Annotated in this window: 13 protein-coding genes; all 13 read left to right on the plus strand. The window is 69.8% G+C overall.

Translation table 11 applies throughout. The annotated features are described in order from the left end of the window. The first annotated feature begins 3 nt into the window (after window positions 1-3). The 13 genes from fliQ to BLQ50_RS10455 all read left to right on the plus strand — a co-directional run bounded on the left by fliQ (window position 4) and on the right by BLQ50_RS10455 (window position 16,908). Window positions 4-276: a flagellar biosynthesis protein FliQ gene (gene fliQ, locus BLQ50_RS10395; protein WP_093183487.1), complete on the plus strand. Its 273-nt coding sequence runs from the start codon at window positions 4-6 to the stop codon at window positions 274-276. A 6-nt stretch (window positions 277-282) separates the two neighbouring features. Then, window positions 283-1,041, plus strand: a complete 759-nt coding sequence (locus tag BLQ50_RS10400) for a flagellar biosynthetic protein FliR (RefSeq protein WP_093183489.1) — start codon at window positions 283-285, stop codon at window positions 1,039-1,041. Continuing rightward, on the plus strand, window positions 1,038-2,168 hold the full coding sequence (locus tag BLQ50_RS10405; RefSeq protein ID WP_093183491.1) for an EscU/YscU/HrcU family type III secretion system export apparatus switch protein: 1,131 nt from the start codon (window positions 1,038-1,040) through the stop codon (window positions 2,166-2,168). The genes BLQ50_RS10400 and BLQ50_RS10405 overlap by 4 nt, the downstream gene beginning before the upstream one ends. Window positions 2,169-2,289: 121 nt before the next feature. Then, window positions 2,290-4,344 (plus strand): flagellar biosynthesis protein FlhA, encoded by a 2,055-nt coding sequence (gene flhA, locus BLQ50_RS10410; protein ID WP_093183492.1) that lies wholly within the window; start codon window positions 2,290-2,292, stop codon window positions 4,342-4,344. Beyond that, the gene (locus BLQ50_RS10415) at window positions 4,322-5,596 is read left to right on the plus strand and encodes a hypothetical protein (RefSeq protein ID WP_093183494.1); all 1,275 of its coding nucleotides are present in this window, start codon (window positions 4,322-4,324) and stop codon (window positions 5,594-5,596) included. The genes flhA and BLQ50_RS10415 overlap by 23 nt, the downstream gene beginning before the upstream one ends. 211 nt (window positions 5,597-5,807) lie before the next feature. After that, complete coding sequence (gene csrA / locus BLQ50_RS10420) at window positions 5,808-6,056, plus strand: carbon storage regulator CsrA (RefSeq protein WP_093183496.1); 249 nt, start codon at window positions 5,808-5,810, stop codon at window positions 6,054-6,056. Between the two features lie 171 nt (window positions 6,057-6,227). Beyond that, a complete protein-coding gene (locus BLQ50_RS10425; protein ID WP_093183498.1) occupies window positions 6,228-8,543 on the plus strand; it encodes a chemotaxis protein CheA in 2,316 nt (771 codons plus the stop codon). Continuing rightward, complete coding sequence (locus BLQ50_RS10430; protein ID WP_093183500.1) at window positions 8,543-8,962, plus strand: chemotaxis protein CheW; 420 nt, start codon at window positions 8,543-8,545, stop codon at window positions 8,960-8,962. The genes BLQ50_RS10425 and BLQ50_RS10430 overlap by 1 nt, the downstream gene beginning before the upstream one ends. 141 nt (window positions 8,963-9,103) lie before the next feature. After that, window positions 9,104-10,795, plus strand: coding sequence for a methyl-accepting chemotaxis protein (locus BLQ50_RS10435; RefSeq protein ID WP_245701091.1), 1,692 nt, complete (start codon window positions 9,104-9,106; stop codon window positions 10,793-10,795). Window positions 10,796-10,927: 132 nt separating this feature from the next. Continuing rightward, window positions 10,928-12,766: a methyl-accepting chemotaxis protein gene (locus BLQ50_RS10440; RefSeq protein ID WP_175559101.1), complete on the plus strand. Its 1,839-nt coding sequence runs from the start codon at window positions 10,928-10,930 to the stop codon at window positions 12,764-12,766. A 117-nt stretch (window positions 12,767-12,883) separates the two neighbouring features. Continuing rightward, window positions 12,884-14,107, plus strand: a complete 1,224-nt coding sequence (locus tag BLQ50_RS10445) for a methyl-accepting chemotaxis protein (protein ID WP_093183504.1) — start codon at window positions 12,884-12,886, stop codon at window positions 14,105-14,107. A 48-nt stretch (window positions 14,108-14,155) separates the two neighbouring features. After that, a complete protein-coding gene (chvE, locus tag BLQ50_RS10450; RefSeq protein ID WP_245701093.1) occupies window positions 14,156-15,274 on the plus strand; it encodes a multiple monosaccharide ABC transporter substrate-binding protein in 1,119 nt (372 codons plus the stop codon). Further along, on the plus strand, window positions 15,271-16,908 hold the full coding sequence (locus BLQ50_RS10455) for a methyl-accepting chemotaxis protein (protein ID WP_245701095.1): 1,638 nt from the start codon (window positions 15,271-15,273) through the stop codon (window positions 16,906-16,908). The genes chvE and BLQ50_RS10455 overlap by 4 nt, the downstream gene beginning before the upstream one ends. Window positions 16,909-16,928: the final 20 nt, after the last annotated feature.

Below are 16,928 nucleotides of genomic sequence, written 5' to 3' on the forward strand. Positions count from 1 at the left end.
GCCGTGGATACCTCAGCCGTCCTAGACATCGGCGTGCAGGGCCTGATCATCGCGGCCAAGTTGTGCGCCCCCATCCTCATCACGGCCCTCGTCGTGGGCTTCGCCGTCTCCCTGCTCCAGTCGATCACCCAGGTGCAGGAGGTGACCTTGAGCTTCGTCCCCAAAGCCATCGCCGTCTCCCTCGCGCTGCTCATCTCCGGTCACTGGATGATCTCCGAGATGGTCGCCTTCACCAACGAGCTGTTCGGGCGCATCCCCGGCCTGCTGGGCAGCTGACCCGCGATGACCCTGAGCCTGTCGCTCGCCTCGTTGGAGTCGCTCATGCTCGTGAGCGTGCGGATGATCGCGTTCCTCGTGATCGCCCCGCCGTTCGCGCACAAGGGCATCCCCTCGACGGTCCGGGTCATGCTTGCCATGGGCCTCGCGCTCGCGGTCTCCCCGCGGGTGAGCGGCCCGTCCGCGGCGGACACCGGCGCGTACATGGGTGCGCTCGTCCAGCAGGTCGTCATCGGCGCGGCGCTCGGCTTCCTCGTCTCGCTCGTCTTCTCGGCCGTGCAGTCCGCGGGCGCGCTGATCGACCTCATGGGTGGCTTCTCGCTGTCCCAGGGCTTCGACCCGATGACGCAGGTCAACGGCGCCCAGTTCGCCCGCCTCTACCAGCTCACGGCGATCGTGCTGCTCTTCGCCTCGGACGGCTACCAGATGGTGGTCCTCGGCCTGGTCCGCACCTTCGACGCGGTCCCGCTGGGGGCCTCCCTCGATCTGGCCAAGTTGGGCGCGGCCGCGACCGAGGGGCTCACCGGCATGTTCCTGGCCGCCCTGCAGATCGCCGGCCCGCTCGTCGTCGTGCTCTTCCTGGCCGACGTCGGGCTCGGCCTGCTCACCCGGGTCGCCCCCGCGCTCAACGCCTTCGCGCTCGGCTTCCCGCTGAAGATCTTGCTCACGCTGTCCCTGTCCTCGCTGACCTTCCTCGCGCTGCCGCGCATCGTGAAGTCCCTGACCGGGACGTCGCTGTCGGCGATCGTGGGGGTGACCTCATGAGCGGCGGCGACTCCGGGGAGAAGAGCGAGAAGGCCACACCGAAGCGGATGAAGGAGGTCCGCAAGGACGGCTCGCTGCAGAAGTCCCAGGACCTCAGCTCCTGGTTGGGCATCGGGGCCGCGGCCGTCATGCTGCCGACCGTGCTCTCCAACGCCGGCGCGGCCGCCAGCAAGCAGCTCATGCAGGTGCGTGACGTGATCGCCAACCCGGACCCGCTCGTGCTGGTCGACCTGCTCGGCGCGGCCCTGGACACGATCCTGCACTCGCTGACCCCGCTGCTGATCGTCGTCGTGCTCGCCGCGATCATCGCCAACGCCGCCCAGGGCGGCATCCACATCTCCACCAAGAAGCTCAAGCCCCGGTTCAGCCAGTTCAACATCGCCAAGGGCATCAAGAACACCTTCGGTGCCCAGTCGCTGTGGCAGGGGGCCAAGGCCCTGGCCAAGACGGCGGTCGTGGGCGGGGTGCTCTACCTCGCCATCCAGAACCTCATGCCCGTGCTGCTCACCGCCGGTGGGCTCTCGGTCGCCGCGCTGCTCACTGCGGCCGGGGGCGGCATCGCCACCCTGCTGTGGAGCGCGGTCGCGGCGGGGATCGCCCTCGCCGTGGCCGACATCATCGTCATCATCCGCCGCAACCGCAAGAAGACCCGGATGTCGCGCTACGAGATCAAGCAGGAGAACAAGTCCTCCGAGGGTGACCCCCAGCTCAAGGGGGCCATCCGGTCCAAGCAGCTGTCCATGAGCCGCAATCGGATGATCTCCTCGGTGGCCGACGCCGACGTCGTGCTCGTCAACCCCACGCACGTCGCGGTGGCGATCAAGTACGAGGCCGGCACCGGTGCCCCGCGCGTGGTGGCCAAGGGTGCCGGTCACGTCGCCACCCGGATCCGCGAGAAGGCGGCCGAGGCGCGCGTCCCGATGATCGAGGACATCCCCCTCGCCAGGGCCCTGCACGGGGCCTGCGAGATCGGGCAGGAGATCCCCGCCGAGCTGTACACCGCCGTCGCCCAGGTGCTCGCCTTCGTCATGGCGCTCAAGCGCCGCGGCGGCGGGACCGACGGCATCCGCACGATGTCTACCCCCACACTTGTCCCCGCTCCGTCAGACCCGAAGGTCGCAGCATGATCCCCACTTCCCAGCCCGGCTCGGTTCCCACGCCGCTGCGCCCCTCGCCCCGCCCGCACCCGCGGCGCACGCACCCGCCCCGCCCGCACCCGCGGTGCCCGTCCCCGAAGGAGGTACGACCATGAAGGCTCGTGACCTCGGCAAGATGGCGGTGCCGGTCGGCGTCGTCGGCATCGTGCTGCTCCTGGTGGTCCCGCTGCCTGCCTGGCTGCTCGACCTGCTCATCGTCGTCAACATCGTCGGCTCGCTCGTCATCCTGCTCACCACGATGTACGTGCAGCGCCCGCTCGACTTCTCGGTGTTCCCCTCGCTCCTGCTCATCGCGACGCTGTTCCGGCTCGGGCTCAACGTGGCCTCGACCAGGCTCGTGCTCCGTGACGGCTACGCCGGAGAGGTGATCGGTGCCTTCGGCCACTTCGTGGTGGGCGGCTCGCTCATCATCGGGCTCGTCATCTTCCTCATCCTCGTGGTCATCCAGTTCGTCGTCATCACCAACGGCGCCGGCCGGGTGGCCGAGGTCGGTGCGCGCTTCACCCTCGACGCCATGCCCGGCAAGCAGATGGCCATCGACGCAGACTTGAACTCGGGTCTGATCACAGAAGACCAGGCCCGCCAGCGCCGCGCCGACGTGGCCGCCGAGGCGGACTTCTACGGCGCCATGGACGGTGGGTCCAAGTTCGTCAAGGGTGACGCGATCGCGGGCATCATCATCACGATCATCAACCTCGTCGGCGGGATCGCGATCGGCCTGCTGCAGCGCGGGATGCCGATCAGTGAGGCCGTCGAGACCTACTCCCTGCTGACCATCGGCGACGGCCTCGTCACCCAGATCCCGGCGCTGCTGCTCTCGGTCTCGACCGGCCTCATCGTCACCCGGGCGACAGCCGAGTCCGACCTCGGCACCTCGGCGAGCAAGCAGCTGGGCCAGTCGCGCACGTCCCTGGTCATCGCCGGCAGCGCGGCGGTCGCGCTCGCGCTGCTGCCCGGCATGCCCAAGCTGCCCTTCGTGCTGACCGGCGCGGTCCTGCTGTTCGCCGCGCAGCGGATGAAGTCCAACGAGGCGAAGGCCGCCAAGGAGGTCCTGCTCGACGCCGCGATCGCCACGGTCGGTCCGGCCGCGGACACCCCCGAGAAGCTCATCGAGGAGATGCGGGTCTCCGCGCTGGAGATCCTGCTCGCCCCCGACCTCGTCGACCTGGTCTCCGGGTCCGACGACGACCTGCTCGCCCGGATCCGTGGGTTGCGCCGCAAGATCGCCCTGGACCTCGGGATCGTCGTGCCGCCCGTGCGTACCAGGGACTCCGTCGAGCTGCCGTCGGCGACCTACGTGCTGCGGATCTCCGGCGTCGAGGTGGCGCGCGGGGAGGTGCCGCCCGGCCGGGTGCTGGCCCTCGGCGACGACCTCGGGTCGCTGCCCGGGACCGAGGTGCACGAGCCGGTGTTCGGGCTGCCCGGGAAGTGGGTGCCAGCCGAGATGCGGTTCGCCGCCGAGATGACCGGGGCGACCGTCGTCGACAGGGTCTCCGTCCTGATCACCCACCTGAGCAGCGTCATCGCCGAGAACGCCGACCGGCTGCTGAGCCGGGAGGACGTGCGGGTGCTCACCGAGGGCGTCAAGCAGGTCAACCCGGCTGTCGTCGACGAGCTCGTGCCCAGCCTGCTTACCCTCGGCGAGGTGCAGCGGGTGCTGCAGCGGCTGCTCTCCGAGCAGGTGCCGATCCGCGACCTCGGCCGCATCTATGAGGCGCTCACCCTCCGCGCGAAGGTCAGCACCGACGCCGAGGGGCTCGTCGAGGCCGCCCGCGGCACGCTCGCCCCGGCGATCACCGCCCAGCACGCCCGCGAGGGTGTGCTGCGGGTCATGACGCTCGACCCGGTCCTTGAGCAGGCGCTCCTGGAGGGCCTGCGGCCGGGGGACCAGGGCACCCAGATCCTGCTCGACCCGAACCGTCTCGAGGCCATGCTGCGGTCCTTCGCCGGGTTGCGCACGACGGTCGAGAACCAGGGCAGCACGGGCGTCCTCGTCTGCGCGCCCGCACTGCGCCCTGCGCTCCGCTCGCTCATCTCCATGCACCACGGCGAGGCGCCGGTGCTGTCCTACTCCGAGGTCACCGGATCCGGCGTGAAGATCGAGGCGGTGGGAGTTGTCCGCGATGTCGAAGCGATTGCTGCTTGAGGGAACCGACCTGGAGGCCCTGATGATCAGGGTCCGGGCCGAGCTGGGCCCGCGTGCCCGGGTGGTCAAGGCCGAGCGCGTGCGCTCGGGCGGAGTTGGCGGGTTCTTCGCCAAGGAGCGGTTCGAGCTCACCGTCGACGTGCCCGACGACGCGTCGCCGGGGCTGCGCACCGCGTCGGCCTCGGCCGGGCGCGGGGTGGGCGGCGCGGCTGTGGGCGGTCCGTCGGGCGGTCTGTCGGGCGGCCCGTCGGGCGGGACTGGCGAGGCCGAGTCGGAGTCGACCGCGGTCGGGATCGACGCGCTCCTGGCCGCGGCGGATGCTGCGGACCGGCACAGCGCGGAGGTCGGTCGCGGCGTGGAGAACGGCTGGAACCAGCCGGGGCCGGTCCTCGGTGAGGTCTCGACCGAGCAGGACACGTTCGTCACCGTCCTCGACGCCGTCCGCCAGCTCGCCGCGGAGACGACGGCGAGCACCGCCGGGGTCTACGGACGCACTGGGCGTGGGGGACGGGCGACCGTGCGTCCCTCGGGCGACGCGGGGGAGATCATCGCCCGGACGGTCACACCGGCCGAGTTCGTCGTCGTACGCCGGACCGGCGCCACACTCCGCGAGCTCGCATCGCTGGGGCTACCCCGGCGGATCCTCGCGAAGCTGCCGCAGACTCAGGAGAGGTACACCCTGTCCCAGGTGCTCTCCTACGTGCCGCGTGCACCCGAGCTCGTCCGGGACCCGGCCGCAGTGATCATCGTCGCGGGTCAGGGCGAGGCCGTCATCGCGGCGGCATCGGTGATCGCCCGCCGGGTGGGGATCCCGGACACGGACGTGGCGCTCGCCGGACGGCTCGCCCCGCACACCGGCTACGGGCCGTGGGTGCTCACGGGCGTCTCCGCGCGCCGGCTGCGTGCCGCGACGGTCGAGTCGGAGTCCCCGCTCGTCGTGGCACTCGGCGTCGGGTCGGATGCCTCCGACTGGGCGATCGCATCCGCTCTCGTGGCGTCCTTCGACCCGGACCAGGTGTGGGCGGTCGTCGAGGCGGACCGCAACGTGCTTGATGTCCGGCGATGGATGGCGGCCATGAGTGAGAACCGCCGCATCGACGCGATCACGGCGAGCAACGTCGCCAGCACGAGCGCGCCCGCGGCGATCCTGGACTTCGACGTCCCGGTAGGCATGATCGACGCACTCCCCGCGACGGCCGTCGTCTGGGCGGCGCTCCTCAGCGAGCACCTAGCCGACCCCCAATGGGACTGACCCCCAGTGGGACCCGCAGTGGGCCTAACCCCACCCGCCGAACTCGTGAGCGGGTCGCCGAACTCGTGAGCTACGGGGCATTCGAGGCCGCAAGGTGCGCTCGCTCACGAGTTCGGCGACTGATTCACGAGTTCGGCGACCGGTGCCCGGGACCGGTGCCCGGGACCGGTCGGCCGAGAGGCGGGCCTGCGTGCTGGGGTAGTCTCGGGGCATGCTGGTGCTGAGTCGACGCGTGGGAGAACAGATCCTCATCGGTGACGACATCGTCGTGACGATCCTGGACTCCCGAGGCGACGGAGTGCGGATCGGCATCGACGCCCCGCGGTCGACCCGGGTCAACCGCGCCGAGGTGGTCGAGGCCGTGAAGGTGTCGAACGTCGCCGCGACCACGGGTGACGCGGCCGCCGAGGATGACCTCATCCGTCTCGTGGCTCTCCCGCCGCGGACGACCGCCTACTGAGGCCCGCTCGCTGGCCTCGCTCGCACAGGCCCGCCCGCTGTGTCCCGCCTGTGAACTTCATCCGCTCCGGTGCTCCCTTCCCTCACGGCTTTCCTCATACACCTATGCTCCTGACCGATCTGCATCAGTGACGGATAGTTCCATCCGTCGCTAGGTGGAGGGAGTGCGTCAGTGGATGACATTGACGACATCGTTCGGGAATTCCTGATCGAGAGCTACGAGAACTTGGACCAGCTGGACCAGGACCTCGTCGCGTTGGAGGGTGCACCCGGTTCCCGGGACCTTCTCTCGAGCGTGTTCCGCACGATTCACACCATCAAGGGGACCAGTGGGTTCCTCGCGTTCAGCGACCTCGAACGGGTCGCGCACGTGGGGGAGAGCCTGCTTGTCGAGCTGCGCGACGGCCGCCGAGAGATGGACCAGCACACGACCGACGTCCTGCTGCGCATGGTCGACACGATCCGTGACCTGCTCGGCTGCATCGAGTCGACCGGAGCCGAGAGCGGCATCGAGGTCGACGGGGTGATCGCCGTGATCCAGGCCGCGCTCGACGGCACTGACGTCACAGAGGCCGCCGACGCCGGCACGCCGGACCACGCTGTGATCGCCGCGCCCACCCCGGCTCCTGCCGCAGCCGCCCCGACTCCCGCCGCGCCCGCCCCAGCCGCACCCCCGGCCCCCGCCGCGGTCCGCGTTGCTCCAGCGCCGATCAAGCCCGTTGCGGCGGTCCAGGTCGACGTGCCCGATGCCCCGACCTCCCGCGCCACGTCCGACTCCTCGATCCGGGTCGACGTCGACCTGCTCGACGCCCTCATGCGCCAGGTCGGCGAGCTCGTGCTGGTCCGCAACCAGATCGCCCAGCTGGCCGGGTCCGACTCCGACGCGGAGCTGACCCGCTCCTCCCAGCGGCTGAGCCTGATCGCCTCCGAGCTGCAGGAGGGGGTCATGAAGACCCGCATGCAGCCCATCGACCACATCTGGTCGAAGATGCCCCGGATCGTGCGTGATCTGTCCTCGGCCTGCGGGCGTGAGGTCCGCCTCGACATGATCGGTGGCGACACCGAGCTCGACCGTTCCCTGCTCGAGTCGGTCAAGGACCCGCTGACCCACCTCGTGCGCAACGCGATCGACCACGGCATCGAGTCCGCAGCCGACCGCCTCGCGGCCGGCAAGCCGTCCACGGGCGTGCTGACTCTGCGGGCGTATCACGCGGGCGGTCAGGTCATGGTCGAGGTGCGCGACGACGGCGCGGGCATCAACCCGGAGCGGGTCGCCGCAAAGGCGATCGAACGGGGGCTCAAGACGGTCGAGCAGCTCGAGGCCATGGCCCCCGCAGACCTCCTCAACCTCGTCTTCCTGCCCGGCTTCTCGACCGCTGCCGCGGTCACGAACGTCTCCGGCCGAGGCGTGGGGATGGACGTCGTCCGGTCCAACATCGAGTCCATCGGCGGCGCGGTCGAGGTGGACAGCGAGGTCGGCAGAGGCACTACGTGGCGCCTGCGGATCCCGCTGACCCTCGCCATCATGCCCGCTCTGACGGTCCGCAGCGGATCCGAGATCTACGCGATCCCACAGGTCAACCTGCAAGAGCTGGTCGCGCTGGACACCCAGAAGACGCAGGAGGCGATCGAGCACATCGGTTCCGCCGAGGTCTACCGGCTCCGCGGTTCGCTGCTGCCGCTCGTCCGGCTCAGCGACGTGCTGGGCCAGCCGCGCGGCGATGCGGGCTCCGCGGTGATCGCGGTGCTCCAGGCCGACAACCAGCGCTTCGGCCTCGTGGTCGACAGGGTCCTCAACAACGAAGAGATCGTCGTCAAGCCGCTCGCCGCCCAGCTCAAGTCCATCGGCGTCTTCGCCGGGGCGACGCTCATGGGTGACGGGCAGGTCGCCTTGATCCTCGATGTCCAGACGATCGCCCGCCGGACTCTGACCGGTGAGATCGTCGACACCGACCAACGTGCCACGGCTGGGCGGGCCACCTCTTCCGCGGAGGTGAACGAGCTCCTCGTCGTCGGCATCGGGTCCGGGCGCCGGGTGGCGATCCCGCTGGCCCTGGTCACCCGCCTCGAGCTGATCGCCGCTGACCGGGTCGAGCTCGTGGGAGGCCACGAGGTCATCCAGTACCGCGACGCGATCGTCCCGATCTCCCGGCTGGCACGGTCGCTGGGCTCCTACGACGACGACGCCGGCGAGGAGATCCCCCTCGTCGTGTTCACCCGGGGCGCGCGCACCGTGGCGATGGTCGTCTCCGAGATCGTCGAGATCGTCAGCGACGACGGAGCCGGGCACAGCACGGTCGACGACATCGGCCTGCTCGGCTCGATCGTCCTGTCCGGTCGGGTCACCGAGCTGCTCGACGTCCCGGCGGCCCTCACCCAGGTCGACCCACGGTTCTACGACGACGCGAGCGACGACCCGTCCGCCGAGCTCGGCGGCACCCTCGCCGCCGGTCTCGATCCACGCAGCGCAGAGATGGTGGGTGTCTGATGTCGACCCAGTATGTGACGTTCCGGATCGGCGAGGCGCTCTACGGCGTCGAGGTCATGCGCATCTCCGAGACCCTCGGGCACCACCCCCGCACCCCGGTGCCGCTCGCCCCGATGGGTATCGCCGGCCTGGTCAACCTGCGCGGGCAGGTTGTCCTCACGGTCGACCTGCGCCCGCGACTGGGCCTGCCCCCCCTCGCGGCCGACGCCGAGTCGATGATGGTCGTCGTCGAGGTCGCCGACGACTCCATCAGCCTCCTCGTCGACGAGGTCGGCGAGGTGCTCACCCTCGACGAGGACCAGTTCGAGTCCCCGCCCGACACCCTCGGGGCGGACCTGCGCGAGCTCATCACCGGTGCGTTCAAGCTCGAGACCGGACTGCTGCTCACCCTGGACGTCGACGCGGCCCTCGCCGCCTGAGATCTCCGCCCTGGCACCACGTCAACTCAGCACCACATCGATCCAGCACCACACCGACCTTGGCACCACACCGCCGTTGTGCCCGTCGGGGCTCCTGTCCGCAGGAGCCCCGACGGGTCCCCCAGACTGACTAGGACTCCCATGGCACTCTCCGTGCTGACACAGCCGCCTGCCCCCCCCACGCTCGCTCGGCCCGAGCGCGCCCGCCAGCCGGAGGAACCCTCCGCGCAGGCGCAGGCGCCGGCGTCGGCCCGCCCGACCGTCCGGTTCGGCATCCGCATGCGGATCGGTGCCCTCATCGCGACCTTCGTGGTGGTTCTCGCCGCAGTCACGGTCATCGCCTCGGTGGGCACGCAGTCCCTGTCGAAGAAGTCCGCGGAGCTGGCCTCGGTGCAGTCGGGCGTTTCGGTGCCGCTGAACATGGTGCACCAGAACCAGATCAAGGCCCGGATGATCGTTGCGCAGATTGCGGCGTCCCCGGACGCGGCAGGGGCCGCATCCTGGTTGCTCGCTCAGGACGAGAACGACGCGGAGATCGACGCTTCGATCACTCAGCTCAAGGTGTCCGTGGGCGACCAGAGCGCGTCGCTCCTGGAGTTCTACACGAACTTCGACGCATGGCGCGCGGCCCGGGACGCGACGATCGTGCCGGCCGCGCTCAAGGACGACAAGACGATCTACGCCGGCGTCCTGAACTCCGTATCCCAGCCGTTGATCGACAAGTACGTCGCGAACCTCGACGAGGCGGCCGCCGAGCTCTCCGGCTACTCCACCTCCCTCGCCGACGATGCCGCCTCGTCGGCGAGCAGCACGCAGCTGGTCATCCTCGTGGTGAGCATGCTCGGAGCGATCGTGGCGCTCGTGACCGGGCTCTACGTGGCCCGGGCGATCCGCCGCTCGGTCGTCGAGGTCCAGGCCTCGCTCCAGGCCATGGCCCGCGGCGACCTCACCGTGCCGGCGAACGTCACGTCCAACGACGAGCTGGGCGTCATGGCAGCCGACCTCAACGACGCGCTGCTGCGCCTGCGCGCGACCCTCTCCGGAGTCGTCGAGGCGGCCGGGCACGTCAACGAGTCCGCGCAGGACATGACCGCCGGGTCGCAGCAGATGACCCAGGGCGCGGAGGAGTCGAGCGCGCAGATCGGCGTCGTGGCAGCCGCGGCCGAGCAGGTCTCGCGCAACGTGCAGACCGTCGCCGCCGGCGCCGAGGAGATGGGTGCCTCGATCCGTGAGATCGCCACGAACGCGAACGAGGCGGCCAAGGTCGCCCAGGCCGCGACCGCCGTCGCGGAGTCGACCAACGTGACCGTGGCCAAGCTCGGGACCTCGAGCCAGGAGATCGGCGACGTGGTCAAGGTCATCACCTCGATCGCCGCGCAGACGAACCTGCTCGCCCTCAACGCCACGATCGAGGCAGCCCGCGCCGGTGAGGCCGGCAAGGGCTTCGCGGTCGTGGCCAGCGAGGTCAAGGACCTCGCGCAGGAGACGGCGAAGGCGACCGAGGACATCGCGCGGCGGGTCGTCGCGATCCAGGTCGACACGGCCTCCGCGGTCGAGGCGATCGCGGAGATCTCGACGATCATCGCGAACATCAACGACTACCAGCTGACGATCGCCTCCGCGGTCGAGGAACAGACCGCGACGACGAACGAGATGAGCCGCTCGGTCGCCGAGGCGGCGACCGGTTCGGGCGAGATCGCCGCGAACATCGCCGGCGTCGCAGTGACCTCCGAGACGTCGAACGTCGTCATCGCGGACATGGGTTCGCGGGTGCGCGACCTCGCCGGGATCGCCGACGAGCTGCGCCTGAAGGTCTCAACCTTCACGTACTGACTCGCCGCCTGACCTGCGCGGGAGGCACGCTCATCCGGGCGCGCCTCCCGCGCAGTGGCCGACGACGAGCGTTCCGGCCACCCGCCGCCCCTGAACCACCATGCAGGTCCCCCCAGATATCCGAGGTCAATGATGAGCTCCGTACGGTCCCAGCCCCGCCCCACCTCCGACCAGCCCGTGCAGCAGGCTGTGCATCGACGTGTCCGTGGGTGGGTGGCCACCCGCTGGCGCGGTCTGTTCGGGCGACGGCGGCCCGCGGCGCTCCCGGAGGGGCCGGCCGGCGTCGAGCAACCTGACCAGGTCGAGCAACCTGACCAGGTCGAGCAGCCCGACCAGGTCGCACAGCCCGACCAGGTCGCACAGGACGTCGGCAGCGCGGCGCGGCGCGGCGTGCGGGGCCGCTGGACCGACCAGTCGATCGCTACGAAGATCATGGTCGCGGTCGCGGTCATGGCAGTCGCCGCGGTGCTCGCCGGCGCCGCGGGCGCCGTCTCGCTCGCGCAGGTTGATCGCCAGGCCGCCCAGCTCTACGACGACGACGTCGTCCCGATGCAGACCCTGTCCACCTTCCAGCAGGGCTTCCAGGCCGACCGCGCACGGATCATCCAGTACGGCGTGGCCGACGGCGCGACGCGGGTCATCCTGGTGGAGGAGCTCGACGCGAGCCTCACCGAGCTGACGGGCCTCATCGCCGACTACACCCCGTACGCGATGGAGACGAAGGACATCTCGACGATCACCTTCGGCCTCACGAACTACCACTCCTCCGCCCGTTCCGGGCTGTTCCGACTGGCCTACGGCCCGGACCTGAAGGACTACGGCGTCTACGTCAACGAGACGATCCAACCGCTCAGCGTCGCCGTGGTCGAACCCCTGCAGCGGGAGATGGCGGCGCACTCCGCGCGGGTCGCCGAGCGTTCGGCGCAGATCCATGACACGACCGTGCGCTCAACCCTGCTGATCGCCACAGCCACGATCGTGGGAGCGCTCTCGGCGCTTGCTCTCGGAGCCCTCGTGGCTCGGTCCGTCCGGGCCAGGCTGCGCTCTGTCCAGGTGGCACTGACCGCGCTGGGGGAAGGTGACCTCACCGCACGGTCGCAGGTGAGCGGACGCGACGAGGTCGGAGCCCTCGCAGGCTCCCTGCACACCGCTCAGGACAACCTGCGGGACCTGGTGACCAAGGTGGCCGCCGCCTCCCACATCGTGCGGGACGCGGCTGGCGAGCTGGCCCTGGCCAACGACTCGGTGGCTCGGGAGTCGCTCGAGACCAGCACCCAGGCCGGGGTGGTCGCCACCGCAGCCGGCGAGGTCAGCGCGAGCGCGCAGAGCGCCGCAGCCGGGGCCGAGGAGATGGGCGCCTCTATCCGAGAGATCGCCTCCAACGCGCAGGCATCGGCCCAGGTCGCCCGGGGCGCTTCGGCCGTCGCCGAGTCGGTCCAGGCCTGCATCGAGGAGCTCAGCGACTCAAGCGAGCAGATCGGTGACGTGGTCGTGGCGATCACCAAGATCGCTACCCAGACGAACCTGCTTGCGCTCAACGCACGGATCGAGGCGGCCCGCGCCGGCGAGGCTGGCCGCGGCTTCGCCGTCGTTGCCGGGGAGGTCAAGGAGCTCGCTGGGGCGACCGGGCGAGCGACCGTGGAGATTGTCGCGCGGGTCGAGGCGATCAAGGCCGGCGCGGCGGCTGCCGCGGAGTCCGTCGCCGAGATCACCCGGATCATCGAGGCCGTGGACGACTACCAGGTGACGATCGCGTCCGCGGTAGAAGAGCAGACGGCCACGACCGCGGAGATGGCCCGCAGCGTGAGCGAGGCTGCAAGCGGGTCGGGGGACATCGCCGTCAACATCGGCGGGGTCGCCCGGGCTGCCGTGACCTCGAGCGAGATCGTCGCCCAGATGGGCGTGAGCGTCAGCCACCTCCAGCAGACCTCGGTCGAGCTCGACGAGCAGGTCGCCCAGTTTGTCTTCTGAGCACCCAGAGGATCCCTCACACCGGCCCCCGCCCTGCCGATAGGGCGGGGGCAAGCAGTACCCACGAAAAAGACGATGTCGCAGCACATCGCACGACGAAGAGTTGGTGCCTGAGACATGCGGTGGTTCTGGAATCTCCCGGTCGGTCTGAAGTTCTCGTCGCCGCTGGTCCTCATCGGCGCGGTGTTCGCAGTGGTCGGAGGGCTGGGCGGGCTGGCGCTGCGCCGCGCCGCAGGGAGCCTGCGCGAGGTCTCGGCCGAGCTCGACCCGGCGCGCTCCGCCGATCTTGCCTCGGCTGCCGAGGTCACCGCGAACAGGACCTTTGTCATCTTGGCCGTCGCGTTCGTGATCGGCGCCGTCGCGGCGGTGGCCCTCGCCGTTGTGGTGAACCGTCGTGTCCGGGCGAGCATCACCGAGCTGCGTTCCTCGATCGAGGAGTTCGCAGCGGGTGACCTCACCCATGTGCCCGTGATGGTCGACCGCGACGAGGTCGGCTCGATCGTCACCTCTTTCGACGACGCACGACTCGCCCTGCGCGAGACCCTGACCGGTGTGGTCCAGGCGGCCGGCTCGCTCGCGCTCAAGGCTGCCGAGCTTGCCGCGGCGAACACCCAGGTGGCCGACGGCGCGGCGCAGACGAGCGCTCAGGCAGGGATCGCGGCGATCGCCGCGGCGACTGTCGACCGCAACGTGCACACGATCGCGGCCGGGGCCGAGCAGATGGGCGCTTCGATCCGGGAGATCGCCACGAACGCCAACCAGGCGGCCAGGGTGGCGAGCCAGGCGGTCGAGTTCTCCAACTCCACGGCCAGCACCGTCGGCGCGCTCGGCGAGACGTCCCAGGCGATCGGCGACGTGGTCAAGGTCATCACGAGCATCGCGGCGCAGACGAACCTGCTCGCCCTCAACGCGACGATCGAGGCTGCACGGGCGGGCGAGGCCGGCAAGGGCTTTGCGGTCGTGGCCAGCGAGGTCAAGGACCTGGCCGCGGAGTCGGGCCGGGCGGCCGAGGACATCGCCCGCCGGATCACCCAGGTGCAGTCCCAGACGACCTCCGCGGTCGCTGCTATCGGTGAGATCTCCTCGATCATCGCGAGCATCAACGACTTCCAGCTGACGATCGCCTCGGCGGTCGAGGAGCAGACGGCCACGACCAACGAGATGACCCGCGGGGTCACGGAGGCAGCCAGCGGCGCGGGCGAGATCTCCACGAACATCAACTTCGTCGCCGAGTCGTCCCGGACCTCGACCGAGGTGCTCGCCGTCATCGGCGTGACCGTGAGCGAGCTGGCGTCGCTGTCCGCGGGCCTGCGCAACCGAATGGCGCACTTCAGCGTCTGAAATCGGCCTCCCTCGCACGAAGATCACCCACAGAAGGCTGAGCATCACGTGAATCGATCATCCGTCCGCGCCTGGGCCGCGGCAGCATCCGCCGTCCTGGTCACAGGTATCGGTCTCGGCGGCTGTTCCTTCGTGACAGGCACCACCGACATCGTGCAGCTCGTCGGCGTGGCCATGCCGACGACAACCTCGCTGCGGTGGATCGAGGACGGCAACAACGTCAAGGCGCAGCTCGAGGACCTCGGGTATGCCGTCGAGCTCGTCTACGCCGAGAACGACGTCCCGACGCAGGTCGCTCAGGTCGAGGCGATGATCTCCCACGGCGCTGACCTCCTCATCATCGGGTCCGTCGACGGGACGGCGCTCAAGGACCAGCTCGCGTCCGCCGCCGCGGCCGGGATCCCGATCATCTCGTACGACCGGCTCATCCGGGACTCACCGGACGTCGACTACTACGCGACGTTCGACAACCTACGGGTCGGCACGCAGCAGGCCACCTCGCTTCTCCAGGGCCTTGGTGTCCTTGACGCCGCAGGCGAGCCCACCGGAGCCGCCGGTCCCTTCGCGATCGAGGTGTTCGCGGGTTCCCCGGACGACAACAACGCCACGGTCTTCTACGAGGGTGCTTTCGCCGTCCTCCAGCCGTACATCGACTCCGGCGTGCTCGTCATTCCTTCGGGGGAGACGGACTTCCAGACGATCGCCATCCAGGCCTGGGACCCGGTCCTGGGCGGTGAACGGATGGATGCGCTGCTCTCGACGACATATACGAGCTCGACCGAGGTCATCGACGGGATCCTGTCTCCCTACGACGGGATCTCCCGGGCCGTCATCGAGTCGCTCAAGACCGCCGGGTACGGAACGGGAGACCGGCCGCTGCCCGTCGTGAGCGGACAGGACGCCGAGCTGCCCTCGGTCCAGTCGATCATCGCCGGGGAGCAGTACTCGACGATCTACAAGGACACCCGCCAGCTGGCAGAGGTCACCGTCGCGATGGGTGACGCGCTCCTCAAGGGCGCTGAGCCCGAGACCAACGACATCACCTCTTACGACAACGGCACGGGAATCGTGCCCACGTATCTGCTCGGCCCGCTCGTGGTCACCCAGGCCACGTATCAGTCGATCCTCGTCGGCGGCGGCTATTACACGGAGGATGAGCTGCGATGACTCGCGCACGGTCGGTCGTCGAGACCCCCGGTTCCACGAGCGCACCGCGGAAGCAGTGGTTCTGGGACCGCCCGGTCGGCGTGAAGATTGCCACCTCGCTCGTCGTGATGGGCCTCGTGTTCGGGACGGTCGGCGGACTCGCCGCCGTCGCGTTGGTCCGGGCTGGAGACAACCTCCAGGAGATCGCCATGCTCACCGGGAACCTCCAGGGTGCGCTCGGAGATCTCCGATCGGCACAGTCAGACAGCCACCTCCTTGTCCGCCGGGTCGCTGGTGCGACCGACGACTCCCTCCGCCTGCAGCTGACCACGTCCTCAGCCTGGAACGACCGCACGGTCGACCGACTCATCGCTGAGGTAGCGACCTTCGAGCAGTCTGATACCCAGCAGTGGCGGGACTTCGTCGACCGGTGGACGTCCTGGACGCAGTACCGCGACGCAGTTGTCATGCCGCTGGCCGTCGTGGGCGACGCCGCCGGCGTCGAGCAGGCCCTCGCCGCGGACGTCGCCGGCGATCCGGACCGGGCCGGACGCGCCCTCCTGCTTGCCCAGGGCCAGATCGACTTCCAGGTCAACACGATCCTCACCGGCGCCCAGCGCGAGGTCACGAGCACGATCGTGGCGCTGACGATCGTGAGCGTCATCGGCGCAGGCGTGGCCATCACGCTCGCGGTGGTCGTGACGCGTCGCATCACCTCCGGGATCAGGGATGTCCAACGGTCGCTCGAGACGCTCGCCACGGGTGATCTCACCCGTCCCGTGATCGTCCGCAGCCGTGACGAGCTCGGCCAGATGTCACTGTCCTTCGACCTCGCCCAGGCGAACCTGCGCGAGGTCCTCGGGGGCGTCGTGGCGTCGGCCCAGATCGTCGCCGCCGCCGCCGAGGAGCTCTCGTCCTCCAACACCCAGGTCGCAGCGGGGGTCGAGGAGACCTCCGCGCAGGCCGGGGTCGTGGCCGCCGCCGCCGAGCAGGTCGCGCGGAACGTCCAGACGGTAGCCGCGGGCGCCGAGCAGATGGGTGCCTCGATCCGCGAGATCGCGACGAACGCGAACGACGCCGCAAAGGTGGCGAGCGAAGCGGTGCGTCACTCATCATCGACCGCCGCGACGGTCGGTGCGCTGGGGGAGAGCTCGCGGAAGATCAGCGACGTGGTCAAGGTCATCACGTCGATCGCGGAGCAGACGAACCTGCTCGCCCTCAATGCCACGATCGAGGCTGCCCGTGCCGGTGAGGCCGGCAAGGGCTTCGCGGTCGTCGCCTCGGAGGTGAAGGAGCTTGCGGCCGAGTCCGGTCGTGCGGCGGAGGACATCGCCCGCCGTATCGGTGAGATCCAGACGCAGACGGGCTCCGCCGTGACCGCGATCAGCGAGATCTCGACGATCATCGCGAGCATCAACGACTACCAGCTGACGATCGCCTCCGCGGTGGAGGAGCAGACAGCCACCACCAACGAGATGAGTCGCGGCGTCACCGAGGCGGCGACCGGGGTCGGTGAGATCGCGGCCAACATCACGGGCGTGGCCTCGGCGGCCACCGACTCCTCCCAGGTCGTCTCCCAGATGGGCTCGTCGGTCTCCGAGCTCGCCGCGACGTCCGCCGACCTACGCCAGCGCGTCGCGCAGTTCACGATCTGATGCGTCCAGACACTGGAGAC

It is taken from the genome of Sanguibacter gelidistatuariae, from assembly GCF_900096585.1.
Lineage (GTDB): Bacteria > Actinomycetota > Actinomycetes > Actinomycetales > Cellulomonadaceae > Sanguibacter > Sanguibacter gelidistatuariae.

Coding starts and splice junctions, on each gene's coding strand:
- BLQ50_RS10400 (WP_093183489.1), top strand. CDS start 283: ATGACCCTGAGCCTGTCGCTCGCCTCGTTGGAGTCGCTCATGCTCGTG.
- BLQ50_RS10405 (WP_093183491.1), top strand. CDS start 1,038: ATGAGCGGCGGCGACTCCGGGGAGAAGAGCGAGAAGGCCACACCGAAG.
- flhA (WP_093183492.1), top strand. CDS start 2,290: ATGAAGGCTCGTGACCTCGGCAAGATGGCGGTGCCGGTCGGCGTCGTC.
- BLQ50_RS10415 (WP_093183494.1), top strand. CDS start 4,322: ATGTCGAAGCGATTGCTGCTTGAGGGAACCGACCTGGAGGCCCTGATG.
- csrA (WP_093183496.1), top strand. CDS start 5,808: ATGCTGGTGCTGAGTCGACGCGTGGGAGAACAGATCCTCATCGGTGAC.
- BLQ50_RS10430 (WP_093183500.1), top strand. CDS start 8,543: ATGTCGACCCAGTATGTGACGTTCCGGATCGGCGAGGCGCTCTACGGC.
- BLQ50_RS10435 (WP_245701091.1), top strand. CDS start 9,104: ATGGCACTCTCCGTGCTGACACAGCCGCCTGCCCCCCCCACGCTCGCT.
- BLQ50_RS10440 (WP_175559101.1), top strand. CDS start 10,928: ATGAGCTCCGTACGGTCCCAGCCCCGCCCCACCTCCGACCAGCCCGTG.
- BLQ50_RS10445 (WP_093183504.1), top strand. CDS start 12,884: ATGCGGTGGTTCTGGAATCTCCCGGTCGGTCTGAAGTTCTCGTCGCCG.
- BLQ50_RS10455 (WP_245701095.1), top strand. CDS start 15,271: ATGACTCGCGCACGGTCGGTCGTCGAGACCCCCGGTTCCACGAGCGCA.